Here is a 22,768-nt window from a genome sequence, read left to right as displayed (position 1 = left end):
TGTCCCAAGGGGGAGGAGGAACAGGGGCTCCCGGGAACCCGGCCATTGGCGGACGGCCGGGGTGTTGCGCTTACTCGCCGCTGCCACCACCACCGCCGGTGCTGGGCTGGGCGACTGCCAGGGCAAGGCTGTTGGCCTGCAGGTTGCCGGTGCCGGAAGCTACGTTCACGCCGATGTTGCCGGAGGCGCCGGAGAAGGCGCTGCCCGACAATGCCGAGGTGTTGGTCGCGTTGACGTTCACCCAGCGCGTGGTGCTGACCGTGCCGCTGAGGCTGGCATACAGGTCGGCCACGCCCAGTTCGACGAACTGGCTGGTGCCACTCTCACGCGTATCGAAGCCCAGGCCGCCCACCCCCGGCCGGTTGGGGTTCATCGTGGCGTTCTGGATCTGGTTGTCCAGGTCGATGTGGCCGGTGCTGTTGCCACCCGGGTGCGGCAGTTCGCCATTCCAGGTGTCCAGATAGTAGTTCGCCATCTGGTAGGCGTTGCCGGTGCCGCGGTAGGTGCCCGCGCCATAGGCCAGGGTCAGGCCGCTGACACCGCCACGCATGCCGACCTGCACGGTATCGGTGTAGGACTGCACGAAGCCGGCGTTGCTGACCGTGTTGCCGGTGGAGACCTGGTTCGAACTGATGCTCGACTGCGCCACCGCCGTGGTCGCTACCGAGGCCGCGAGCGCGTTCTTCTGCTCGTTGTTGTTGCCCGAAGCGATGTTCACGCCGATATTGCCGGACGCGCCGCCGAAGGCATTGCCGCCCAGGCCTGCGGCGTTGGTGACGCCGGAGTTCATGGTGGCATTGCCGAAGCCAGCCTGGTTGACGAACACCTCGGCGTCGGCCATGCCGAAGCTGAAGGACGCATCGGCAGCGGACAGCGACGCGGCATTGTCCTGCGCGTTGTTGTCGCCCGATACCACGTTGAAGCCGAGATTGCCCGATGCGCCGGCACCGACGCTGTCACCGATGGAGGCGCTGTTGGTGACCAGGCTGTTGCTGGTGGCGTTGTTGCTGATCGACTGGCGGTTGTCGATCACGGCGATGGCCGCCGAGTCGAGGTCGATGTCGCCGGTGATGTTCGGGTCGCCGGAGAAATTGATGTCGGTGCTCAGCCGCAGGTCCTTCTCCAGGTTCACGTCGACGCCGTGGTTGTTCTTTTCCTTGCGTTCGTCGGCCTGGATGTTGCTGTGCTTCTGCACATTGACGTTGACGTTGACGGTGCGGTTGCGCACGTCGTTGTCGGTGTGGTTGTGCGTGTCGTTGCGGGTTTCGCTGACGGTGTGGTTGTGGTTGATGTTCGCGTTGGCGTTCTGGTTGTCCCAGCCATTGGCCGCAGCGGCGGTCGAGGCAGTGGCAATCGCCATGGCGAGCATGGTCTGTTTGACGGTCGCTTTCATGGTGCCCTCTCTCTCTCATCAGGTGGTGCATCGGTTGGGTGGTTGTCACGGGCGGTCCTGCACGACCAGGCCCAGTACGTTGGCCGTGTCATTGCCGTTGCCCGCGATCTGATTGAGTTGCAGGACCCCGTCGAATCCCCGCAGCGCGGTGCTGGCTACACCGGCGCTGCGGATGCCCGTCGCGACGCCGCGACCGGTGTCGTCCCGCCCCCCTGCCAACGCGGAACCCTCGGCGGCCAAGGCCGTATCGTCGGTTTCGCGTATGCCCTGTCGGGCCAGCGTCGCGCTGACGACATTGAGCGTCGTGTTGGCGATGCCGCTGGCCTGGTTGATGGATGCGATGCCACTGGCACCGGCCAGTACGTCACCGCCAACGAATGCAGTGGCCTGCAGCGGCCCGGACAGCACGCGGTTGCCCTGCTGCAGTTGCCGCGTGTTGATTGCCACGTCGGCGCGATCGCCCTTGGCGATACCCCGCAGGTTGGCCTGCACGTTGAGGTCGCCGGCGGCCTGGTTCACGGCGATGGCGCCATTCGCCCCGGCCAGTGCGTGGCCGTCGATGCGGGCCACGTCGAGATAGGCGAGCATGCCGCTGTAGTCATCGGCCCGCGTCGCCCAGGGTGCAGCAGCGAGCAGCAGAAGCAACCCGTGCAGGGCCTTCATTTTCCACCTGCCGGGGCCGTGCCCTGCAGGGGGAACTGGGCCAGTGCGCCGCGCACGGTATCGGCGATACCGCGGGTGCTGCTGCCGACCGCACCGAGCGGACCGCTCATGGCGCCCCCCAGGTTGCTGCCGACCATGCCGTCGCCACCGCGGCCAAGCGTCCCGCCCAGGGCCTGCTGGGTGACGCGTTCAACGGTGGTTCCACCCGTCGCCGCGATGGACGCTGCCTGGCCGGCACCCATGCCGGCATAGTCCTCATCGCTCAACTCGTCCATGCCGGTCTTCGTGCCGCCGGCGCCCAATGCGGTGGCGATCTCGCGCTCTGGCTTCGGGTCGGCAATCAGCGCCATGCCCGGCGGTGCCATGCGATAGGCCGGCCGCGCCGAGACGTCCCTCAGCAGGACGATTTCGCCCGGTTGTGCCTTCACGCCCTGGCGGGCGCCCGATGCGGACGCGTCGGCGCCAACCGACAGCAGGGCCATTGCCAGCGCTGCGGCCAGGCCGCGAATCAGGGTGGTGCCGTCCATGCCGATCTCCCGCGATGGGTGCGGCGGAACCACGCATCAACCGTGCCAACTGCGAAGTGCCCACCCGCCAACGTGGGGACCATGCAGTGCCTGACCGGGCTGCTCCCACGCTGTTACAGGCACGTCGCGGAATTGTTGGGATTTCGAAGCCCCAGGCACCGCAGGGCAAGGGCGGCGGGCGACTGTCGCATCGGTGTTACAGGTGGCGTCGCCGTCTGCAACGGTGCCGCTTCAGCCTCGAATTCCTTGACGCACTGCTCATTGCGTCGCCGTTTAGGGAAGCGCTAGGATCCGCCCAACAAAGGCCGCCCAGGCGGCCGTAGAGGTCCCGGCGGGAGGGCGGCACGCCGGCGATTTGCCTGACAGTCCGCCGACGGTGTCCGGATGCTGGGGGAAGCATGGCAGCGGTCCCGGAGGCTTCTACGTCACGTTGCGTGCTCTGGTTTGGCGAGCCGTTGGCGAACGAACGCGGTGCGCTGGCGGCAGCGGGCTGGTATGTGCGCAGCATCCATCCCGATCCCGCCATGGCGATTGGCCTGCGTGGGCGCGATCGATTGCTCGCCGTACTCGATCTGCGCCATTTGGATTCAATGGCATTGCAGTTGCTCACCTCCTGGATGGAGCAGCATCTGCATCTACCCTGGTTGGCGGTGCTTCCACCCGGTGCAGGTGTTGTACCTCCGGTGTGGTTGCCGCTGCTGGCGCGCTGCCAGGGGAGGTTCACCCTGCCATTCGGGCTGCAGGAGCTGGTCTGCGCGATGCGCCAGCAGTTCGATGCGGATGATCCGTCGATCGATGAGGCCTGTGGTGGGCAGGGACCACGTGCCCTGATTGGAGAAAGTCCTGCGCTGCATGCGGTGCGCGCGGTGCTGCACAAGTTTGCGCCGGTGGAGCTTCCGGTGCTGGTCACCGGTGAAACCGGTACAGGCAAGGAGCTGGCCGCACACGCGCTGCATGCGCTGTCGGGGCGCGCCAGCAGGCCTTTCATTGCGGTTAACTGCGGTGCGATTCCGGCCAACCTGGTGCAGTCGGAGCTGTTCGGCCACGAACGTGGATCGTTCACCGGTGCCGACAAGCGGCAGATCGGTGTGTTCGAATCAGCCCATGGCGGAACGGTGTTTCTTGATGAAGTGGGCGATCTGCCGGCAGAAGCACAGACCAGTCTGCTGCGCGTGCTGCAGGAGGGAACCTTCGAGCGCGTGGGCAGCAGCCAGCCGCTGCGCGCAGACGTGCGGGTACTTGCCGCGACCCACGTCGAACTGGAACACGCGGTGGCGCAGGGGCGGTTCCGCAGCGATCTTTACTACCGTCTGAACGTGCTGCGCCTGCTGATGCCACCGTTGCGTGAGCGCGGTGCCGACGTGCAGCTGCTGGCCGAGCACTTCCTGCGCTGCTTCCGGCTGCGCCACAGCGTGCGCGCACGTGGTTTCTCGCCAGTGGCGCTGCAGGCGATGCGGCGCTTCGACTGGCCCGGCAACGTACGCGAACTGCTGAACCGTGTGCAGCGTGCAGCGATCATGGCCGAAGGCGAGCTGATCAGCGAGCGTGACCTGGAACTGGGCGCATCGGCGGCGGCCCTGCCCGCGGCGATGCTGCACGATGCACGGGGGCAGGCCGAGCGCGATGTGCTGCTGCAGACCCTGCGCCAGACCGGCTACAACGTCTCCGAGTGCGCGCGGCAGATGCAGATATCGCGGGTAACGGTGTATCGCCTGTGCCGCAAGCACCGGCTGGAGCTGCCTGCGCAGCGTTGATCAACCGGCCAGGTGCTTGAACAGGCGCAACGGCTTGCCCGCGACGCGCTCGATCACGCCCTTGGCTTCCAGGTCCAGCTGCACGGCCTTCAACCACCAGCCGGCGGTGGCACCTGCCGGGAACAGGGCGGCGGGAAGATGTGGCAGCAGTGCCTGTTTTGCCTGCGCAACGGTCAGGCCGGGCGGTTGCGCAGGCAGGGCCCGCAGCAAGGCATGGCGCATGGCGAGATACTTGGCACGATCCACGCGATGGATGTGCCCGGGCGTGGTGATGCTCTCGATCTCGATCCGCTCGGGCTCAGACATGGGTATCTCCCGCGACTTCGATGCGTGGGCTGCGGAAGCCCATGGCGACCCACGCCTTCATCAACCGGGCATAGAACCGCAGCGACCGGGTCTCCAGGTTCGGCACATCGTCGGGAAGGACAGACGCATCAGGAAGATCACTGACCATCGTCCGCATCTCCACGGCGGGTCTTGCCGATGCCGGCCACAACAGGCCATACAGGCTCAGCCAATGGCCGCCGCTGAACTCCAGGAAGAGTGGTGTATTGCAGCATCCCGCCACGACGCGGCGGCTGCCGCCCCTGCTGGACAACCGCAACGCGCGCAGCATGGCATGCCCGGCATCGATGCTGACGCGATCCTTGCGGTGCATTACGAAGAGCGTCTGGCCGTGCGGGCCCAGTACGGCCGGTGCCCGGGGCATCGACTGCAGCATGGCGCCGGCCTTGCGGCAGCTGTCGCAGCAGCATTCGACGGTGGCGATAGGACTGCCGGTGGTGGTCAGGCGCACCTGGCCGCAGGTACAGGCAAGGGATTGATGGGAGGCCATCTGCGTTTTCTCCTGGGGTTTCATCCTCTTGACGAACCGGGGCGCCGAATATCGACAACATCCGACTTCAAGGGCGCTGCATGCGGTAGCGGACGCGATACAGGTCCAGCCCTGCACCGTCCGCGCGCCGCGCCGAATAGGTCAAGGTGTCGGGTTGCGAGCCATCCAGCATCGCGCCGTAGCTGTCGCCGGAGGCCTCGTTCATGGGTGAGGGCAATGCATGGCCCGCGTCATAGCGGCCTCCACGCTCGTAAGCAATGAACTGGCGCACCGGTGCACTGCCGAAGTCCAGGGCGCGGGCAAACACCAGCGTCCGGCCGTCGCCCAGAAAGGTGGCATCGAACTCCTGCGCTGCGGTATTGAGGTCTCCCGGCAGCGGCCGTGCCGGCTGCGCCATGCCACGGACCATCGCTGCGACGTAGAGGTCATGGCCACCCGCACCGCCTGCGCGATCGCTGGAGAACAGCAGCGTGGCTGCGTCCGGCGAGAGCATCGGCGCGAATTCATCGGCCGCGCTGTTCACTGCCGGGCCAAGATTGACCGGCTCCCCGAATCGACCGTCGCTCCCCATGCTGACCCGATACAGATCGTCGCCGCCCTGGCCGCCTGCGCGATCCGAACAGAAATACACCACGCGGCCATCGGCGGAAAAGGCGGGATCGAAGTCGCGCCCCGGCGTGTTGAACGGCACCGGCGTCGCCGGCCGCCAGCGCTGCCCATCGTTGCGGGAGACCCAGATGTCATACCCGCCCGGACCGCCAGGCCGGTTGCGGCTGAACCACAGTGCGGTTTTCCCGTCCGGGCTCAAGGTCAGTCGAATCTCGTCGTATTGCGTGGATGCAACGCCCGGGGCAAAGCGCTCGGCGGGGCCGACGATCCGCAGCACCCTTGATGGAGACGCGGCAGGCGACGCAGCAACCAGCAGCATCACGGCCAGCAGTGCCTTCATGCCTGTCGCTCGAAGTCGCTGACCCAGTTGGTTTCCCAGCTGCGCCCACCATCAATCGAAGCCGCCTGTTCCCAGCGCGCCGAACGCGGGGTGATGCGTGACCAGATCACCCGCGTCTGGATCGCTCGTCCGTCGTGCTGGTCTTCGCCGAAGAAGCGGCCGACACCGGCCTCGAAACCACCGCGCAGTGGCGCGCCGATCCGTGTTGGCTCCCGGCCATCCAGCCACCAGCTCAGCCAGTGCCGCTCCGCCGCATTCCAGGCGCGGATGCCCATGCCGCGCAGCGGCGCTCCAGGCATGTCCATCAGGTTGTCACCCACGTTGCCGAATCCTCCCAGGACCGGCCAGTTGTGCAGGGTGCCGTTGAACGCGTCCCACGCATCGCTGCCTGCCAACCGAGCGCGCAGGCGACGATGGCGCACATTCCAATGGCCCACCAGGAAATCAAAATCGCCCGGCGCATCCGGCAGCTTCGGAAGCGGAGAGGGGAGCGCAGCAGTGCGGCGGAACCAGTTGCGCCAGTTCACTTCCCAGTGCGCACCGGCATCGTCGGAGAACGCCTGTTCCCACCACGGCTCCTCGCCGTGGATGTCATGCCAACGGAACCAGACCTCGATGGGGCGCCCGTCGATCCGGTCGGTGCCGCGGAAGCTGCCGGCATCGCCCTTGAAAGCGCCGCGCACAGGGGCTTCGATATGGGCAGGGTTGCGGCCATCGATCCACCAGATCGACCACGTGGAAGACACCGGATCGAATGCACGCACGCCCAGGCCCCTGTAGGGGCCCGAAGGCAGCGCCATGACGTTGTCATCGATGGTGCCGAGTCCTCCCAGGGTGAGCCAGACCGCGCTGGAACCAGTGAAGGACTCCCAGCGGGTATCGCCGACCAGGCGCTCCTTCAGGCGTCGGTGCCGGACCTGCCAGTTGCCCTGCAACCATTTCCAGTCTTCGCTGTGGCTGGGCAGGGCCCACCCGGAGGGCAGGGCAGTGGACGCCGCCGAGGCGGCCAGGGTGGCCAGGAACTGCCGTCGATCCATGTGCGTGATCCCCTGTCGAAGGTGCCTCCATCGTTGCGCGTACCAGGGGGATTGACCACGCAGATATCGGGGCTCAGGCTAAGTCACACTTATGGTCACCCAACGCCAGCTGCCATCGCTTGCCGCCATCCGTGCCTTCGAGGCGGCGGCGCGGCTGGGCAGCTTCGCGCGTGCCGCCGAGGAGCTCGACACCAGTGCGGCATCGGTGAGCTACCACGTGCGGCGGCTGGAGGCCCAGACCGGCACTTGCCTGTTCCTGCGCCACGCTCAGCACGTGGAACTGACGGTGGCGGGTGCCAGCGTCGCCCAGGAGGCCACCCGGGCATTCGATGCATTACGCGCCAGCTTCATGCGCGCCGCTGAGATGGATGCAACGCGACTGCGCCTGTCCGTGCTGCCGACGCTGGGCACCAGCTGGCTGACGCCGCGGCTGGGCACGTTCCGCGCCCGCCACCGGCAGTTCGTGCTGGAACTGGACCTGTCGGCAGCGCCGCAGGATCTGGCCGCCGGCCACTTCGATGCCGCCATCCGCAACGGGCATGGTGAGTGGCCTGGGCTGAAGGCCACGCCGTTGTTCCCCAGCATTTTTGCCCCGTTGTGCGCGCCAGCGCTGCTGCCGGCGGCGCGTGGGCTGGGCAGCACCGCGCTGGAGATTCCCCTGCTCGGGCGACCGGATTGGTGGTCCCTGTGGTTTGCCGCGCACGGGCACATTCCACCGCCGGCACCGGAGAGTTTCGTCACGCCCTTTGCCGTCGAGCATCTGGATGTCGGCGCCGCGATCGCCGGGCAAGGCATCGCCATGGGTTCGCCGATCCTGTTCCAGGCCGAGCTGGACAGCGGGCGGCTGGTGCAGGCGCATCCGGGGGTCGCCTGCGACGGTCGCAGCTTCTGGTTCGTGGCACCCACGGCGCGAAATGGCAGTGCCAAGGTCATTGCATTGCGTGACTGGCTGGTCGAGCAGGCCGCTGAGGCGCGGCATGCGGGCCGCCATTACCTGGCCCAGGCGGTGATGCCATGAACCAGAGCCCCGAACTGCTGCGGCGCCTGCTGCGCGCCAAGGATCGGATGGACCGCGCCAGCCACGAAGAGTGGCCAGTCGCGCGCCTGGCCGAGGTCAGTGCGGTGTCGCCGGCGCACTTCGCCCGCTCGTTCAAACAGGCCTTCGGGCTGCCACCGCACCGCTATCTCCTCAGCCGGCGCATCGAACGGGCCGTGGCGATGTTGCGTGACACCGACCTGCCGGTCACCGAAATCGCCGCGCAGACCGGGTGGAGCAGCCTGGGCACCTTTGGCCGTATCTTCCGTGACATCACCGGCGACAGCCCAGGCAATGTGCGTGAGCGTGAGCGTGCAGGCCAGGCGGCGTCGGCCTGCGTGCCGGAATGCCATGCACGCGCCGCGCAGCGCCCGGACCTGAACATCGCAGTTTTGGAGAAGCGCCGCCGCGAGGCGATTGCTAACGTGGCCCCCACCTGAGGGAGGTCCCATGACGAACACTGTGAACACGGTCGGCCTGTATGTGCGCGACCAGGATGAGGCGCTGGCGTTCTACGTCGGCAAGCTCGGCTTCGAAGTGCATACCGATGTACGCAATGGCAGCTACCGCTGGCTGACGGTACGCAGCCCGGGCCAGGACGGTTTCCAGCTGGGCCTGTTCGTGCCAGGCCCGCCCACCCACGATGCCGCTACCGCGCTTTCGCTGCAGCAGTTGGTGGCCAAAGGCGCAATGCCGCCCCTGGTGCTGGCCGTGGATGACTGCCAGGCGCGCTACACGCAATGGCTGGCACAGGGCGTGGAATTCACCCAGGAGCCGATCGAGCGCTATGGCGCCGTCGACGCCGGATTCCGTGACCCGTCAGGCAATGGTTGGAAAATGATCGAAGCCCGTTCCGAAACGAGGCGCCGGCAATGAGCCGCGGTGGCTGGGCACGGCCCGTGCATCGTTGGACCTCGATCGTGTTCACCCTGATCGTGTTCACCCTGGCGGTGATCGCCAACTTCGTGGCGCGCGGGCTGGGGCAGGGCGAGCCTGCGGCGTGGATCACCTATTCGCCGCTGCCGCCGCTGTTCCTGCAGCTGTTCACCGGCCTGTACCTGTTCGCGCTGTACTACGTCGGAAAGCGCCGCAGCGCCGCACTGGGCACTGCGGGCTGAGCAGGGTCAGGCGACGGCGTCCACCGCGTAGGCGGCAAGCAGCCCCGGCAGCTGGTCCATGCGCTGGAAAATCACCTTTGCACCGGCAGCGCGCAGGGCTTCGGGCGTACTGTGGTGCGGGCCACCCTCACTGAAGCCGAATACGGTGGCGCCTGCGGCAACGCCCGCAGTGGCGCCGGTGACGGTGTCCTCGATCACCGCGCACCGCGTCGGGTCCACGCCCAGCGCAGCAGCAGCGGCCAGATACACGTCCGGGTGCGGCTTGGTGCGCGGCATGTCCTGGCCACTGAACACATGGGGGCCGAAGGCATCGAGGATGCCGACCTTGCCCAGCTGCAGCTTCACCTTGAGCAGATCGGCGCCGGAGGCGCATGCGATCCGCCCGCCGGTGGCCGCAGCGATCGCACGCACGGCCTCGGGCGCCCCCTGGATCGCTTCAAGGTCACGTTCCAGTGCCCGGTTGCGCTGCTGGCGGAATTCTTCAAGCCATTCCTCGGTGAAGGGCTTGCCGGTGCGCTCTGCGATCAGGCCAGCCAGATGGGCCACGGACTGGCCGAGGAAGACTTCACCCGCCTGCGCAGGGGTCAGCGGCCAGCCGCGTGCGGTCAGCATTTCCGAGAGAACGCGGGCGACCAGCGGTTCGGAATCGACGAGTACGCCGTCGCAGTCGAACAGCACGGCATCGAAGGGGAAACGGGACATCTACAGCTCCAGGGGGCAATGCGGTGGCGCAATTGCCCGCCATTTTCCCACAGCCATACTTGCGTGGCACCCGGACCGGGTGCCACCCATTCCCGGCAGGCCGGTCAGCCCAGGTCACAGCCCGCCGGCTGCGGCCAGGTGCTGGCCGGCAGCATGTTCTTCAGCGAAGCCGGTGCGTTGATCGCGACGTAGCTCGCACCCAGCAGCTCCTCCAGATCGGCGATGGTCACCAGGTAGTTGTCCAGGCTGCCCAGATTCGCTTCGTTGGGAATGATCCAGCTGATCGCCTTGGCCGTGCCGGTGTTCGGGTCACGGGTGATGATGGTCTTCCAGAAGAACTCCGGTGTCGGGATGCCGTGGCTGGAAAGGAAGTAGTCGTTGGAGGCGTCGCCGTAGACCACGCCGCCATAGACATCCACTGGCGCGATGTCCCGGTAGCACTCGGCCACGTTCTCTGCCTTCACCCAGATGCCCTGGTTGAAGCTGGACACCTGCGGAACGATGTTGGTCATGTAGTTGGCGCGGCGGATGTAGGTCGCGTTGTAGTCCATGTGATTGGACGTGACCAGATGGCCACGGTCATAGCCGGACTTGATGCTGGCGTAGGAGGCGGTGCTGGTCTGGCCGAGGCATCCTGCCGGCAGGTCCGGATCCTTGTAGAAGCTGGACGGGCGCGCGGCCGTGCCGGTGTCGGCGGTGAGCGTGTACTCGTAGCGGGTGGCGCTGTGGATGCTGCAGTCGTAGGTGAGCACGAAGCCGCCCTTGTTGAGGGTGACGACCTGGGCCTGGGCAGCGCCAGCGAAGGCACTGAGGACGAATGCGAAGAAGAGGCTTGCAAGGCGCATTGCGGTTCTCCAGCAGAAGTTCAGGGCGCAGCCGTCCGCCACGACCGGGCCGAGGCGAAGTCATGGGGGACGTTGCGGAGACGGGTGCTACGGATTGCGGTGAGACGTGGCCGCGATGACAGGCCCGTGGAGGCCGTGCGGTGTCGTAAGCGTCACAAGCTGTCGTCTTTCGGTCAACGATGAAAAGACGAAGCTGTGACAGCGCGCAAGCACTGGAGATGTGTCAAATGGTGCAGGGCGTGTCTGAAACGCTCGCGTGCTAGAGCGTCGCGATGCCTGCGGGTGTTGTCAGGGGGGCGCCTTCAACACGTAATCGCCGTTGCGTGTTCCCGGCACCAGTAACCATCCTGGTTTCAGACTCAGCGACCACCCTGGACCCTGTAGCGGCGGGTCGGCAGTTGCGGGTGCCTGCACGAACACGGCCTTCCAGTCGCTCTGCATCAACGCTCCGTCGGTGACGTCCAGGCTGCCCCAGGTATCGGTCAGCCGCATCGTTGGATATACCGTTCCACGGCCCGGCAACGGCTGCATCGTGTTGGGATTGAACTGGATGCGCATGCTGCGCAGATCCAACCGCACGACCGGGCCCGTCACGAAGCGCGCATGGTTGTGTTCCAGCTGCGCAAGGCGCTGCTGTTCGCGCAGCGTTTCGGCGTCGCGCAGTGCCTGTCCGCCGTAGCGCGCCGCCGCGGATCGCAGCTCGGTCGCATTCCGCTGCATCGGGGTCCGGGACACTTCGGCCAGATGCGTGCCGAGGTCCCGGGCGGGGTGGGCGAGATCGTTGCGCCAACCGGGGGCCGCCTGGTCCAGCAGCAGGCCATAGGCCGGACCGGTGGCATAGGCGAAAGAGCGGACGAAACTGAGATCAGCAACGTGCGCGCGAAGGTCATGCAGCGCCGCCTGGGTACGTGTGGAGCGCGTTGGATTGCCCACGAACACGCCGGTGTACTCGGCCAGGCCCTCGTTCAATTCCAGCGCCGCTTCTTCCTGCGCTGCCGCAGGGAACTGGCGGTGGCGCTCGGCGCGGAATGCGAGTGCGTCGGTCACCGCAGTGTGCTGCGCCACTGCATCGGTGGCCGTGAGCGCATCCGCAAGCGCGCGCCATTCCAGCTGCAGCCAGTAGCGTCCTTCAAGCGTGTCGAGGTGTTCATTGCCGTCCTCTGCCGGCGCTGCGATCGACAGCGCGGGTTGCAGGCGGTGGAACATCTCGTGGGCCAGCAGCGTGCGTCGCCGGCTTTCGTCCTGTGGCAGCGGCCAGAGCAGCTGCGTCCAGCGGATGCCGGACCATTCGACGGCGGTGTTGGCGATGATCGCATCGGGCGGAAGCTGGCCCACGAACACCTCGCCACGCGCCTTCAACGCGCCGTGTACATCCGCATGCGAGGCGGTGACCTGCCGACTCTTCGGATCGACCAGCATCATCGGCCCGCACAGGGATTGCCCCCACAGCTGGCCGCCATCGACCTGGCACAGGTGCTGTGCTTCGATGAAGATTCCGCGCGCGTCGGCGTCTGCGATCGGTGATTCAGCGGACCATGCCTGTCCTGCTGCACAGGCAACACCGGCAATCAGTGCAGTGCGGAAAATATCCATGGCATCCGTGCGTTGATGGGCGCAGGCAGTCATAGCACTGGACACCGTTGTCCTTCAACGACGGGCAACGAACGCGTTGCCGCTTCGGCGGCCGGGTCCATGGCTACGCCATGCAGGCGCGCATCCATACTTTCGCGTACTGATCTCTGTCTTGCCGCTGTCACGAAAAACTGTGCGCCGCGTCAAATTTTGAGGTAGTGTCGATTCTGCTGCCGGGGCGCAGCGGGGTGCAAGGCGTCGGGGACTACGCGCCGCACCCGCAATTGAAGCACCAGACATCACAGCGCCGGCGTTGACGCCGGCGTGCATCTCGGGCTTTCAATGAAAAGGGGGTATTCGATGCGCAATGCATGGATCAAACGAAGCAAATGGGTTGCACTGACCCTGGTGGCGGGTGCCGCACTGGCCGCCGCTGCCGTGGGCATACGCAGTACCGGTGCCCAGTCAAAGACCGGCAATCCCTCGGTGGACGCGCGCGCCGGCAATCCGTCCGGGCCTGCGACACGCGGTCCGGGCAGCGGCTTCGCCGAGCTCTCCAACCGCTACATTGTGGTCTACCGCGAGGAGCCGCTGGCCACCTACAAGGGCGACATCCAGGGCCTCGCTGCACCGGAACGCATGCGCCCATCCGCCAGCGCCGCGCGTGCAGCGGCGGCCACCGGCAATGCGCCGACACCGCGCATCGCTGTAAGGGGTGCACGCTCGCAGGACTATGTGCGCTTCCTCGCTGACCGCCAGGCACAGCACGAGGCCCGCATCAATGCCGCGCTGGGCCGCAGCGTAAAGGTCGAACGGCGCATGCAGCATGCGATCAACGCATCGGTGCTGCAGATGAATCCGCAGGAAGCGGAGCGCGTGCGCGCACTTCCCGATGTGCAGCTGGTTGAAGAGTACAGGGAGTATGAGCAGGACACCGACGTCGGACCGGGGTTGATCGGCGCACCTGCGCTGTGGAACGGCACACCTGCGCCGTTCCGTGGCGAAGGTGTGGTGGTCGGCGTCATCGACTCGGGCATCAACTTCGGCAGCCCGGCCTTCACCGCCCGCGCCGAGGATGGTTACGAGCACGTCAATCCACTGGGCGCAGGCAACTACCTCGGTACCTGCGCGCCGGGCGGCATCGACGAAGGCAGGTGCAACAGCAAGCTGATCGGCGGCTACGACTTCGTCTGCGGTGCGCCGGGCAACCAGTGTGGCGTTGCGGACGTACGCGAGGAGCCTGGATTTGGTGACACCAACGGTCATGGCAGCCATACCGCTTCCACCGCCGCCGGCAACCCGCACACTGCGTCCTACCGCGGCAACCAGATCCACATTTCCGGTGTTGCGCCGCGCGCCAACATCATCGCCTACGACGCCTGCTACACCGAGGTCTCCACCGGGCGCGGCTTCTGCCCGAACACCTCGACGCTGGCAGCGGTCAACCAGGCCCTCGCCGATGGCGTGGTCGACGTCATCAATTACTCCATTGCCGGTGGCACCGCGCCGTGGGGAGAGGCGGTCTCGCTGGCGTTCCTCAACGCATCCGATGCCGGCATCTACGTGGCCACTTCGGCCGGCAACTCCGGCCCGGGTCCGAACACGATGGGCCATCTGGAACCCTGGACCGGCAGCACTGCGGCGGCCACGCACGGCCGCGGCGACATCGTGCTGTTCGCTGCGGTCAGCGGCCCCGGCAGCGTGCCGCCGGCGCTCACTGCCATCCTGCTGACCGAAGGCTCGGGCGGCGTGCCGTTCGCAACGCCGATTCCTGCAACCACGCCGCTGCGTGTCAGTGCAGGCATCGACAGTGCCAACGATGGGTGCGCGCCGTTCCCGGCCAATACCTTCCAGGGCGCCGTTGCGGTGATCCGCCGTGGCTCGTGCAACTTCAGCGACAAGGTCAACAACGCCGCTGCAGCGGGTGCGATCGCCGTGCTGATCGGCAACAACCAGCCGGCCCCCATCCTGCCCAACGTGGCCGGGGCGACCATTCCCGCCTTCGCCATCGACCAGTCGGACGCCAATGCACTGCGGACCTTTGCGTCGAGCGTTGGCAACAACGCAACCGCCGGCATTGCCTATCCGGCCAGCAAGATCAGCAATACGCCGGATGTGCTGGGCGACTTCAGTTCGCGCGGCCCGGCCGGGATCTTTGATCTGGTCAAGCCGGACGTGACCGCCCCGGGTGTGCGTGTGCTGGCCGTGATCGCGGGCAATGAGGTGACCGGCTCGGAGAACGCCGTCGGCCTGATGGACGGCACCTCGATGGCATCACCGCATCACGCCGGTGCCGCCGCGCTCCTGCGCCAGGCGCGTCCTGACTGGACCGTGCAGGAGACACGCTCGGCGTTGATGATGACCGCGCGGCAGGAGGTGCTGAAGGAAGATGGCGTCACACCGGCCGACGCATTCGCGATGGGTGCCGGACGCATCCAGGTGGACCAGGCACTGCGCGCAGGGCTGGTGCTCAACGAGACCAAGACCAACTTCCTGGCCGCCAATCCGGGCAATGGGGGTGAAGTGTCGTCGCTCAACATCGCCAGCCTGGGCAAGCGCAGCTGCCCGGACAGCTGCAGCTTCACCCGCGTGTTCCGCAATGTGCTGCCGACCCGGCAGACGTGGACGGCGAAGGTGCAGGGCCTGACCGCGGTTGTCTCGCCATCGGTGTTTACCCTGGCGCCGGGTGAAAGCAAGTCGGTGCGGGTCATCGTCACCACCGGTTCGGTACCGAACGATGGCAGCTGGCGCTTTGCCAGGCTCACCCTCGCACCGCAGGGCGGTGATACCAGCCAGCCGCTGCTGCGCCTGCCGATCGCCGTGTCGGTGCCGCCGCCGCAGATCGCCGCCACGCCGCCGACGAACTCGCTGACCCTGCCGGCCGGTGGCAGCGGAACGGTGAACCTGCAGATCGCCAATACCGGCGGCTCACCGCTGGAATGGCAGATCGACAATTCCGGAGTGGGCACCCGCACGCTGGTAGCGCAGGCGCCAAACAACGCCAATGGCCGTCGCTCGACGCGCTTCACCGATGCGGCGACAGTGGGTGCACGTGCACAGCTTGGTGCCGATGACTTCACTCTGGGCGAGGCCACCGGCATTACCCGCATCGTGGCTGACGGTTTCGTCAACGGTGGCTCGCTGGCAACTTCGACCAACATCAACTGGTCGATCTACCGGGATGTTGGCGGCAATCCGGAGGGCAATCCGGAATCGAGCCCGCAGCTGGCGCTGTGGAGCTACACCTCCACCGTCAGCGGTCCGGGCGTAAGAACGTCGGCCACGCTGGCCACCATCAACCTTGACCTGGCCGCTGCTGGCCAGAACGTGAACCTGCCGGCAGGCCGCTACTGGCTGGTGGTCTCGGTGCGCGCGCCGCTGGCTACCAGCTGGTTCTGGTTCAACGCCACCAGCGGCGACAGCGTGTACCGCAGCGCGATCATCAATCCCGATGGCAGCGGTGCCTGGTCCGCCACCGCCGGCGCGCCTGGGCTGGCCTATGGGCTGGGCGGAAGCAATGCGTGCGGTGCCGGCTGGATCGGCACACCGACCCGTGCCCTGGGCCGCATCTCCGCAGGCGGCAGCCAGAGCACGCAGGTGCAGATCAATGCCAGCGGCCTCGCGCCGGGCAGCTATTCGGGCTTCGTCTGTGTCGGCAGCAATGACCCGAGCACGCCGAAGACTGCTGTCCGTGTCGCCTTGACCGTAACGCCGTAAGGCGCATGCAGCATCCGGGTCGCCCCTGTGCAGGGGCGGCCTGTTTCCCACCGTTCCCGGCGCCTGCCGGGAACCCTTCCTGATGGACCTCGGGGGTACCGTGAAGACGATGCACAAGCACATCCTTGCCGTGGCACTGGCCATGGCAACCGCACCGGCGTGGGCCGGTGATACCTGCCAGCTGGACGATGGCTTCGGCGGCGTGTCCAACGGTGGCGCCAGCGCCGGTGGTGCCGCCTCGCTGGCGTGCGGCAGTGGTGCCGATGCCAGCGGTGATCTATCGGCGGCCGTCGGAACCGGCGCCAGTGCCAGCGGCACCGGCAGTACGGCGATCGGCGCAGCCAGCAGCGCCTCCGGCGACCAGAGCGCCGCCGTGGGCGTGGGTGCGTCCGCCTCCGGCGCCAACAGTGCGGCGATCGGCGACAGCGCCACCGCCAGTGGTGACTTCAGCAGTGCCAGTGGCTCGGGCAGCTCCGCAACGGGCTCGTTCTCCACCGCATCAGGCGCTGGCAGCAACGCCACGGGCGAAAACAGCACCGCGCTCGGCAGCTTGTCCGAAGCCAGTGGCAACAACAGCAGTGCCGTGGGCAATGGTGCCATCGCTTCTGCAAACGACAGCGTTGCACTGGGCAACGGCTCCGTCGCCGACCGTGCCAACTCGGTATCGGTGGGCAGCGCCGGCAACGAGCGCCAGTTGACCAACGTGGCCGCCGCCACGCAGGGCACCGATGCGGTGAACCTCAATCAGATGAACACCGCCAACGCCAACACGCTGACTTCGGCCAACAGCTATGCCGATGCGCGGGCCACGGCGACCATCAACTCCGTCAACGCCTACACCGACGCGAGCAGCGCCGCGGCAGTGACGACCTCAAAGGCCTATACCGATGCCAGCAGCGCAACCACGCTCTCCTCGGCCAACTCCTATACCGATACGAAGTCCGCGCAGGCGGTGACGACGGCCAATGCCTACACCGACCAGCGCCTGGCGCAGTTCGCGCTGGACAACAACGGGCTGAAGCAGGAGATGGAACGCCGCCTGCGTCACCAGGACCAGCGCATCGATCGCATGGGTGCGATGAGCTCGGCGATGTTGAACATGGCCATCAACGCCGCCGGCTCACAGAGCCCGCGCGGTCGCATTGCGGTGGGTGCCGGCTTCCAGGGCGGCGAGCAGGCGCTGTCGATCGGATACGGTAAACGGATCGGCGAGCGTGCTTCGTTCTCGCTGGGTGGTGCCTTCAGCAATGGCGAGAGGTCTGCTGGCATGGGCTTCGGCGTAGACCTGTAACGCAGTGCAGGGCAGGGGGCGTGCAGCGCCCCCTGTTCAGCCAACAAGCGCTGCGAACGTGCAGCAAACGTCATGCTGCGTCGCAAGGTGCCACCCACCATTCGCACTGGTACGGTCCAACCCGTTGCACCACCACCGACGGGGAGAGACGACGATGCGCAAGGTATTGCTGCTGTTGATCCTGCTGACCGGCCTGGCGCCCACTGCCTGGGCCGCGACGGTCAAGACCACCCATCGCACCATTGCCGGCTGGGATGGAACGCCTCTCGGGGCCTTCGTCATCGAACCGCAGGATGCGGGCGGCGGGCGCTATCCGCTGCTGGTGATGCCCAGCAGCTGGGCGGTGCCCAGCGTGGAGTACGTGGGGGTAGCGCAGTCGCTGGCACAGCGCGGCTATGTGGTGATCAGCTACAGCTCGCGTGGCTTCTGGGAATCCGGCGGCAGCATCGACATCGCCGGGCCCTCCACGGTGGAGGATGTCAGCGCGCTGATCGACTGGGCGCTGGACAACACCCGCGCTGACCCGGACCGGATCGGCGTTTCGGGCATCTCCTACGGTGCGGGCACCAGCCTGCTGGCGGCGGCACGCGATCCGCGCATCAAGGCCGTGGCCGCGCTCAGTGGCTGGGCCGATCTGCAGGCCTCGCTGTACAGCAACGACACCCCGAGCGCGCAGGGCATCGCACTGCTGGTTGCCGCCGGCCTGGTGACCGGACGTCCCGGCGCGGAGCTGGCCACGATCAACCGCAATGTTCTGGCCGGCAACTACCAGGGCGCGGTGGATTCGCTGTTGCCGGTGGCGGCGCAGCGCAGTCCCGCGGCCAGCATCGACGAGATCAACGCCAACCAGCCGGCGGTGTTTCTGGCCAACGCCTTCAACGACAGCCTGTTCCCGCCGGGCCAGCTGGTTGATTTCTTCAACAGGCTGAAAGGCCCGAAGCAGCTGCAGCTGCGGCACGGTGACCACGCGCTCAACGAAGCGCTCGGTGCACTGGGCATTCCCAACGAAGTCTATGACCAGGTGGGTGACTGGTTCGATCACTATCTGAAGGCAGTGGCCAACGGCATCGACCGCCAGCCGGCGGTGCAGCTGAAGTCACAGGCCGGCAGCTGGAGCCGCTACCCGGACTGGCAGGCGACCAGCATGGGTGCGGTCAGCTACGGCCTGACCGCACCCTCTGGTTTGCTGCTGCCGACCGGCGGCCTGGCCGAGCACGGTGGCGGCACCGGCTGGAACTACCGCATCGGCAGCGGTTTGCTGACTGCGGCCAATTCCGGCGTGGCGATGGCCTCCGGCGCGCTGCAGATGATCAACCTGCCGCCGGGTGCCTACGTGCCGTTTGTTGGCCGCAGTGCCGCCGGTGTCTGGCAGGGGCCGATCCAGTGGAGCGCCAAACGCCTGGACGGTGCGCCGGAAGTGCGCCTGACGGTCACGCCCAGCCGTGCCAACACCACGCTGTACGCCTACCTGTACGCCGAGGATGTGCTGGGCAATGGTCAGTTGATCAGCCACAAGCCGTACACCTTGCGCGGTGCCACGCCAGGCCAGGCGAAAACGCTCGACCTGCGGCTGGAAGCGAGCAGCTGGAACCTTCCAGCCGGCAGCCGCCTGACCCTCGTGGTCGATACCGTGGACCTGCGCTATGCGGGCATCAGCCAGCTGGGTGGGGCGGTGACCTTCAGCTCGCCAGTCAATGCGCCGTCGGTGCTGAAGGTGCCGCTGCATTGATGTGCGGCCGCGCCCGTTGTGGCGGGCGCGGTACACCGGGCTGGAAAACTGCGAGACTCGTGCTTGTTCCGGGAAATGGATGAATCCATGGTCATTGCATGGCTGCTGCTCGGTGCGGTGCTCGCGGCACCCACCGCGAAAGGTGCGCCGAATGATTGGCCGGACACGCTGTTGAAGGATCTGGACGCTGCCGACGCCGCCCTGCGTGGCAGTCATCCGGGCGCGGTGGATCTGCGGAATCCCTGGTTCGGCGCGCAGCTCGACGAGGCCCAGGCGCTTGCACGCTCGCGCGCGAATCGGGTCACCAACTATCAGGGCTACTGGTGGGCGATGAAGGGCTATGCGGCGTTCTTCAACGACGGGCATGTCAGCCTCAACGCGCTTGCCGGCGCTCCCGATGTTCCAACGCAATGGCCCGGGTTCCTGACCGGCTTCGACGGCGATGCGCAGTTGGTCATGACCGTGGGCGGTGGTCCGGGCCATCCGCCGCTGGGGGCTCGATTGCTTTCCTGTGATGGCATCGATGCGCAGACGTTGGCCGCACGGCGGGTGGGTGACTTCAGCGGGCGCTGGAACCTGCTGGCCAGCCGCATCCACGGTGGTGGCGAAGTGCTGCTGGATCAGGGCAATCCGTTCGTGCCCACGCTGCGCACCTGCGTTTTCCAGGTGGATGGACGCAAGAAATCCTACGCACTGCAGTGGCAGCCACTGCAGGCGGCACAGCGCAAGGAGCGTCTGGCCGATACCCGGCGCAGCTTCCGCCCGGCCAACGGCTGGCACATCATGCCTGATGGCGGCTACTGGATCACCACCAGCAGCTTCAATGCCGACCCCACGGAGCAGAACTTCAAGGAACTGACCGCCCTGCTTGAGCAGCTTGCTCCGAAAGCCGAAGCACTGCAGCAGGCACCGTCGGTCGTGCTGGACGTGCGTGGCAACAGCGGCGGAGCTTCGCAATGGAGCATCGAACTGGCGCGATTGATCTGGGGCCGGGCCGCCGTGGACGTGCTGCCCGACCCCAGCTGGGTGGAGTGGCGGACCTCCGAGGCCAACATCGCCCAGTTGCGCAGCTTCCTGCAGAAGCTGGTGCAGGCGCCCGACGCGTCGCCAGAGCTGCGTCGCATGCTGGAGTCGGTGACGGTGGGCATGGCACAGGCACGCGGCCGGGGTGAGGCATTGTGGCGCGAGCCATCCGAGGCCAGCGCAAATACAGCACCAGCCTCAGGCCTGGCCGCACCGCTGCGCAAGGGCAGGGTGGTGATCGTGGCTGATGCCGCCTGTGGTTCGGCCTGCCTGGATGCGCTGGACCTGTGGAAGCGGTTGGGCGCGGTGCAGGTAGGCGTCGAGACATCGGCCGACAGTCTCTACATGGACGTGCGGCCAGAGCGGCTGCCAAGCGGGCTGGCCAGGATTTCGGTGCCGATGAAGGTGTTCCGGGGGCGGGTGCGTGGCTCGAACGAACCGCACGTGCCCGATCATCGCTATACCGGCGACATGCGGGACACCGCAGCACTTGAGGCGTGGATCTCCGGACGATGATCCGGTTCTGGTGGCGTGCCGGTGAAGCAGTTCCGGCGCATTAAAGCTTTTCACCGGCAGCTGCATCCAACCTGCAATGAGCCGGGCAACCGCTGCTGCAGCTCTACTGACCGAAGGAGCTCTCGGATGTGCGAACTGCCTCGTACTGCGCTTCCATGCGCGATGTTGATCATGCTGGTGCCTTTCGCAGCAGGTGCTGCGGTCACCGAAGTTCCCTTCGAGCTGGGCAAGGATCACCGGATCTACGTGGAGGGTACGATCAACGGCTCGCGACCACTGCGCTTTCTCGTCGATACAGGCGCGTCGGCCATGGCCGTTGCCAGGCACATCCAGCAGGACGCGAAGCTGGTCATTGACGACCAGAGTGAGAACACCGGTTCCGATGGCGTCACGCTTCTCGACTACAGCACGCACAACGCCGTGCAGATCGGCGGCGTGCAGCGACCGATGGGAGCCGTGGTGATCGACTACACGGGGCGCCCCTTCGATGCGGTACTGGGCTGGACCTTCTTCCAGGGCAAGGTGCTGGAGGTCGACTACGACCGCAGCCTGCTGCGTCTGCATGACGAGGTTCCCGACCTTGCCGGGTATGTCCGGGCCAACGTGCGCTGGATCGACAATATTCCGGCCATCCAGGTCACGCTCGGCAACGGCAGCAGCACTTTCGCCCCCTGGCTTACCCTGGACACCGGCAGCAACGGCAACATCGACCTGTCCTATGTCTTCGGCACCGCCCACCGCCTGCAGGAAGCGTTTCCGGAACGACTTGGAACATCACAGTTCAGTGGCAGCGCGGGCCGGAAGATCCGCGCGGTGGACGTGCGCGTGCCCGTGGCCAGCATCTCGACCCTGCAACTGAAGGGGCCGAAAGCCTCGATCACCGTCGATGACGATGGCTCCACGGACGGCGGGACGCTTGGCAGCGAAGTCCTGCAGCAGTTCAACATCCTGCTGGATGCCCGTTCCGGCAGCATCTATCTGCGTCCCAACCGTCGCTTCGTCGCCACCCCGGCGGGGTGACCACGCGCGTTCGGCATTCAGCGCTGGACATCCGCACCTCCATTGCCCAGCAGAGCCAGCACCTGCGCCTCAGCTACCGGGCTGAAGTCGCCGGGAATGGCGTGCTTCAACGCGCCCGCAGCCAGTCCGAAGCGCACGGTGCTTTCTGCGTCGAGCCCGGACAGCAATCCGTGCAGGATGCCGGCGGCAAAGGCATCGCCGCCCCCGATGCGATCAACGATACCGGGCAGCGGGCGCGGTGGTGCCTGCGCCCGCGTGCCGTCGCGGCCGAGCAGCAGCGCGCCCAGAATGTGATGGTCTGCACTCACCACATCGCGCTGGGTGCACGCCAGCCACTGCAGATGCGGGAATGCGGCAAAGGCGGCGGCCGCAGCGGCTTCGGTTCGGGCGACCGCATCGTCCTGCGGGAAGTGCAGCCCCAGCACCAGTTCGATGTCCCGATGATCGGCAAAGGCAATGTCGGCCTCGGCGAACAGCTCTCGCAGGATCGCCGCTGCGTCGCCATCCCAGCGTCGCCACAATGAGCGACGGTAATTGCCGTCGAAGGACACCTGCACACCGGCCGCGCGAGCCGCACGCGCGGCCCCCAGCACCGACTCGGCCACGTTGGCGCCCAGCGCCGGGCTGACGCCGGAGACATGCAGCAGGCGCGCGCCGGACAGCAGGGCGGGCCACGCATGGTCACTGGCATTGGTGTTCGCGAATGCAGAACCCGCCCGGTCATACACCACTTCACTGGCGCGCTGCACCGCACCGGTCGCCAGGAAGTACAGACCCATGCGGTCACCCTCCACTTCACGCACGCCGGCCACGCCCACGCCATGCCGCCGCAGCTCGGCCACGGCATGCCGGCCCAGCGCGTTGCCGGGTACCGTGCTGACCATCTGCACATTGTGGCCCAGGCAGGCCAGCGAGACCGCAACATTGGCCTCGGCGCCTCCCACATGGACCTGCAGCTGCGGCGTCTGCAGCAGCAGTTCACGACCGGGCGCACCCAGGCGCAGCAGCAACTCACCGAAACAAACGACGCGGCTCATCGGT

At 66.8% G+C, this 22,768-nt stretch carries 21 protein-coding genes; 10 read left to right on the top strand and 11 right to left on the bottom strand.

Going from position 1 to position 22,768, the window contains the following annotated elements; genetic code table 11:
- Positions 1–70: 70 nt before the first annotated feature.
- From HLA98_RS07460 to HLA98_RS07450, 3 genes are read right to left on the bottom strand one after another with little or no spacing between them, the layout of a single operon-like run.
- A complete protein-coding gene (locus HLA98_RS07460; protein ID WP_057499419.1) occupies positions 71–1,393 on the bottom strand; it encodes a FapB/FapC family functional amyloid domain-containing protein in 1,323 nt (440 codons plus the stop codon).
- 45 nt (positions 1,394–1,438) lie between these two features.
- Positions 1,439–2,056, bottom strand: a complete 618-nt coding sequence (locus HLA98_RS07455) for a FapB/FapC family functional amyloid domain-containing protein (RefSeq protein ID WP_057499418.1) — start codon at positions 2,054–2,056, stop codon at positions 1,439–1,441.
- Positions 2,053–2,583 carry a FapA family amyloid fibril periplasmic chaperone gene (locus HLA98_RS07450; RefSeq protein WP_057499417.1) on the bottom strand — a complete coding sequence of 177 codons (531 nt, stop codon included), beginning with the start codon at positions 2,581–2,583 and terminating at the stop codon, positions 2,053–2,055. Before HLA98_RS07450 ends, HLA98_RS07455 begins: the two co-directional genes overlap by 4 nt.
- A gap of 398 nt (positions 2,584–2,981) precedes the next feature.
- Between HLA98_RS07450 and HLA98_RS07445 the strand changes: the two genes are divergently transcribed.
- On the top strand, positions 2,982–4,337 hold the full coding sequence (locus HLA98_RS07445) for a sigma-54 interaction domain-containing protein (protein WP_057499416.1): 1,356 nt from the start codon (positions 2,982–2,984) through the stop codon (positions 4,335–4,337).
- Here the strand turns inward: HLA98_RS07445 and HLA98_RS07440 are convergent, their stop codons facing one another.
- The 4 genes from HLA98_RS07440 to HLA98_RS07425 all read right to left on the bottom strand — a co-directional run bounded on the left by HLA98_RS07440 (position 4,338) and on the right by HLA98_RS07425 (position 7,158).
- Entirely contained in the window at positions 4,338–4,643 is a 306-nt protein-coding gene (locus HLA98_RS07440) for a DUF6958 family protein (protein WP_057499415.1), read from the bottom strand. It abuts the gene before it with no gap.
- On the bottom strand, positions 4,636–5,172 hold the full coding sequence (locus HLA98_RS07435; RefSeq protein WP_057499414.1) for a GFA family protein: 537 nt from the start codon (positions 5,170–5,172) through the stop codon (positions 4,636–4,638). The genes HLA98_RS07440 and HLA98_RS07435 overlap by 8 nt, the downstream gene beginning before the upstream one ends.
- A gap of 67 nt (positions 5,173–5,239) precedes the next feature.
- A complete protein-coding gene (locus tag HLA98_RS07430) occupies positions 5,240–6,121 on the bottom strand; it encodes a TolB family protein (RefSeq protein ID WP_057499413.1) in 882 nt (293 codons plus the stop codon).
- Positions 6,118–7,158, bottom strand: coding sequence for a hypothetical protein (locus HLA98_RS07425; RefSeq protein ID WP_057499412.1), 1,041 nt, complete (start codon positions 7,156–7,158; stop codon positions 6,118–6,120). The genes HLA98_RS07430 and HLA98_RS07425 overlap by 4 nt, the downstream gene beginning before the upstream one ends.
- Before the next feature lie 91 nt (positions 7,159–7,249).
- Here HLA98_RS07425 and HLA98_RS07420 point away from each other — a divergent pair, with 91 nt between their 5' ends.
- From HLA98_RS07420 to HLA98_RS07405, 4 genes are read left to right on the top strand one after another with little or no spacing between them, the layout of a single operon-like run.
- Positions 7,250–8,176: a LysR substrate-binding domain-containing protein gene (locus HLA98_RS07420; protein WP_057499411.1), complete on the top strand. Its 927-nt coding sequence runs from the start codon at positions 7,250–7,252 to the stop codon at positions 8,174–8,176.
- Positions 8,173–8,634, top strand: coding sequence for a helix-turn-helix domain-containing protein (locus HLA98_RS07415; protein WP_057499410.1), 462 nt, complete (start codon positions 8,173–8,175; stop codon positions 8,632–8,634). Before HLA98_RS07420 ends, HLA98_RS07415 begins: the two co-directional genes overlap by 4 nt.
- Before the next feature lie 10 nt (positions 8,635–8,644).
- Positions 8,645–9,070: a VOC family protein gene (locus HLA98_RS07410; RefSeq protein WP_049422229.1), complete on the top strand. Its 426-nt coding sequence runs from the start codon at positions 8,645–8,647 to the stop codon at positions 9,068–9,070.
- Positions 9,067–9,312 (top strand): hypothetical protein, encoded by a 246-nt coding sequence (locus HLA98_RS07405; RefSeq protein WP_057499409.1) that lies wholly within the window; start codon positions 9,067–9,069, stop codon positions 9,310–9,312. Before HLA98_RS07410 ends, HLA98_RS07405 begins: the two co-directional genes overlap by 4 nt.
- A 6-nt stretch (positions 9,313–9,318) precedes the next feature.
- Here HLA98_RS07405 and HLA98_RS07400 read toward each other — a convergent pair whose 3' ends face one another.
- The 3 genes from HLA98_RS07400 to HLA98_RS07390 form a co-directional block, all read right to left on the bottom strand.
- Positions 9,319–10,014 carry an HAD family hydrolase gene (locus HLA98_RS07400; protein WP_057499408.1) on the bottom strand — a complete coding sequence of 232 codons (696 nt, stop codon included), beginning with the start codon at positions 10,012–10,014 and terminating at the stop codon, positions 9,319–9,321.
- A 104-nt stretch (positions 10,015–10,118) separates the two neighbouring features.
- Positions 10,119–10,859, bottom strand: coding sequence for a DNA/RNA non-specific endonuclease (locus HLA98_RS07395; RefSeq protein WP_057499407.1), 741 nt, complete (start codon positions 10,857–10,859; stop codon positions 10,119–10,121).
- Positions 10,860–11,147: 288 nt separating this feature from the next.
- Positions 11,148–12,452 carry a hypothetical protein gene (locus HLA98_RS07390; RefSeq protein ID WP_057499406.1) on the bottom strand — a complete coding sequence of 435 codons (1,305 nt, stop codon included), beginning with the start codon at positions 12,450–12,452 and terminating at the stop codon, positions 11,148–11,150.
- Between the two features lie 339 nt (positions 12,453–12,791).
- On the opposite strand from HLA98_RS07390, the gene HLA98_RS07385 reads away from it, so the two are divergent.
- The 5 genes from HLA98_RS07385 to HLA98_RS07365 all read left to right on the top strand — a co-directional run bounded on the left by HLA98_RS07385 (position 12,792) and on the right by HLA98_RS07365 (position 21,727).
- The gene (locus HLA98_RS07385; RefSeq protein ID WP_057499405.1) at positions 12,792–16,148 is read left to right on the top strand and encodes a S8 family serine peptidase; all 3,357 of its coding nucleotides are present in this window, start codon (positions 12,792–12,794) and stop codon (positions 16,146–16,148) included.
- Between the two features lie 109 nt (positions 16,149–16,257).
- Positions 16,258–17,439, top strand: a complete 1,182-nt coding sequence (locus HLA98_RS07380) for a YadA family autotransporter adhesin (protein WP_227199427.1) — start codon at positions 16,258–16,260, stop codon at positions 17,437–17,439.
- 154 nt (positions 17,440–17,593) lie between these two features.
- Positions 17,594–19,168, top strand: a complete 1,575-nt coding sequence (locus HLA98_RS07375) for a S15 peptidase family protein (RefSeq protein WP_057499404.1) — start codon at positions 17,594–17,596, stop codon at positions 19,166–19,168.
- A gap of 87 nt (positions 19,169–19,255) precedes the next feature.
- The gene (locus tag HLA98_RS07370) at positions 19,256–20,707 is read left to right on the top strand and encodes a S41 family peptidase (protein ID WP_129550519.1); all 1,452 of its coding nucleotides are present in this window, start codon (positions 19,256–19,258) and stop codon (positions 20,705–20,707) included.
- A gap of 21 nt (positions 20,708–20,728) precedes the next feature.
- Positions 20,729–21,727 (top strand): retropepsin-like aspartic protease, encoded by a 999-nt coding sequence (locus HLA98_RS07365; protein ID WP_232015525.1) that lies wholly within the window; start codon positions 20,729–20,731, stop codon positions 21,725–21,727.
- A gap of 17 nt (positions 21,728–21,744) precedes the next feature.
- On the opposite strand, the gene HLA98_RS07360 is transcribed toward HLA98_RS07365, so the two are convergent.
- Positions 21,745–22,764: a sugar kinase gene (locus HLA98_RS07360; protein ID WP_057501694.1), complete on the bottom strand. Its 1,020-nt coding sequence runs from the start codon at positions 22,762–22,764 to the stop codon at positions 21,745–21,747.
- Positions 22,765–22,768 lie beyond the last annotated feature (4 nt).

The sequence above is a fragment of the Stenotrophomonas africana genome (assembly GCF_013004645.1).
In the GTDB taxonomy this organism is placed as follows: Bacteria; Pseudomonadota; Gammaproteobacteria; order Xanthomonadales; family Xanthomonadaceae; genus Stenotrophomonas; species Stenotrophomonas africana.
Note: the sequence above shows the minus strand (reverse complement) of the source record. Positions and strands in the feature narration are given on the sequence as shown.

Bases quoted from the DNA above. Each gene is read 5' to 3' on its own strand.
- HLA98_RS07390 (WP_057499406.1), bottom strand. From the start codon at position 12,452: ATGGATATTTTCCGCACTGCACTGATTGCCGGTGTTGCCTGTGCAGCA.
- HLA98_RS07425 (WP_057499412.1), bottom strand. From the start codon at position 7,158: ATGGATCGACGGCAGTTCCTGGCCACCCTGGCCGCCTCGGCGGCGTCC.
- HLA98_RS07435 (WP_057499414.1), bottom strand. From the start codon at position 5,172: ATGGCCTCCCATCAATCCCTTGCCTGTACCTGCGGCCAGGTGCGCCTG.
- HLA98_RS07405 (WP_057499409.1), top strand. From the start codon at position 9,067: ATGAGCCGCGGTGGCTGGGCACGGCCCGTGCATCGTTGGACCTCGATC.
- HLA98_RS07375 (WP_057499404.1), top strand. From the start codon at position 17,594: ATGCGCAAGGTATTGCTGCTGTTGATCCTGCTGACCGGCCTGGCGCCC.
- HLA98_RS07430 (WP_057499413.1), bottom strand. From the start codon at position 6,121: ATGAAGGCACTGCTGGCCGTGATGCTGCTGGTTGCTGCGTCGCCTGCC.
- HLA98_RS07395 (WP_057499407.1), bottom strand. From the start codon at position 10,859: ATGCGCCTTGCAAGCCTCTTCTTCGCATTCGTCCTCAGTGCCTTCGCT.
- HLA98_RS07420 (WP_057499411.1), top strand. From the start codon at position 7,250: ATGGTCACCCAACGCCAGCTGCCATCGCTTGCCGCCATCCGTGCCTTC.
- HLA98_RS07385 (WP_057499405.1), top strand. From the start codon at position 12,792: ATGCGCAATGCATGGATCAAACGAAGCAAATGGGTTGCACTGACCCTG.
- HLA98_RS07410 (WP_049422229.1), top strand. From the start codon at position 8,645: ATGACGAACACTGTGAACACGGTCGGCCTGTATGTGCGCGACCAGGAT.
- HLA98_RS07440 (WP_057499415.1), bottom strand. From the start codon at position 4,643: ATGTCTGAGCCCGAGCGGATCGAGATCGAGAGCATCACCACGCCCGGG.
- HLA98_RS07415 (WP_057499410.1), top strand. From the start codon at position 8,173: ATGAACCAGAGCCCCGAACTGCTGCGGCGCCTGCTGCGCGCCAAGGAT.
- HLA98_RS07460 (WP_057499419.1), bottom strand. From the start codon at position 1,393: ATGAAAGCGACCGTCAAACAGACCATGCTCGCCATGGCGATTGCCACT.
- HLA98_RS07450 (WP_057499417.1), bottom strand. From the start codon at position 2,583: ATGGACGGCACCACCCTGATTCGCGGCCTGGCCGCAGCGCTGGCAATG.
- HLA98_RS07380 (WP_227199427.1), top strand. From the start codon at position 16,258: ATGCACAAGCACATCCTTGCCGTGGCACTGGCCATGGCAACCGCACCG.
- HLA98_RS07400 (WP_057499408.1), bottom strand. From the start codon at position 10,014: ATGTCCCGTTTCCCCTTCGATGCCGTGCTGTTCGACTGCGACGGCGTA.
- HLA98_RS07370 (WP_129550519.1), top strand. From the start codon at position 19,256: ATGGTCATTGCATGGCTGCTGCTCGGTGCGGTGCTCGCGGCACCCACC.
- HLA98_RS07455 (WP_057499418.1), bottom strand. From the start codon at position 2,056: ATGAAGGCCCTGCACGGGTTGCTTCTGCTGCTCGCTGCTGCACCCTGG.
- HLA98_RS07360 (WP_057501694.1), bottom strand. From the start codon at position 22,764: ATGAGCCGCGTCGTTTGTTTCGGTGAGTTGCTGCTGCGCCTGGGTGCG.
- HLA98_RS07445 (WP_057499416.1), top strand. From the start codon at position 2,982: ATGGCAGCGGTCCCGGAGGCTTCTACGTCACGTTGCGTGCTCTGGTTT.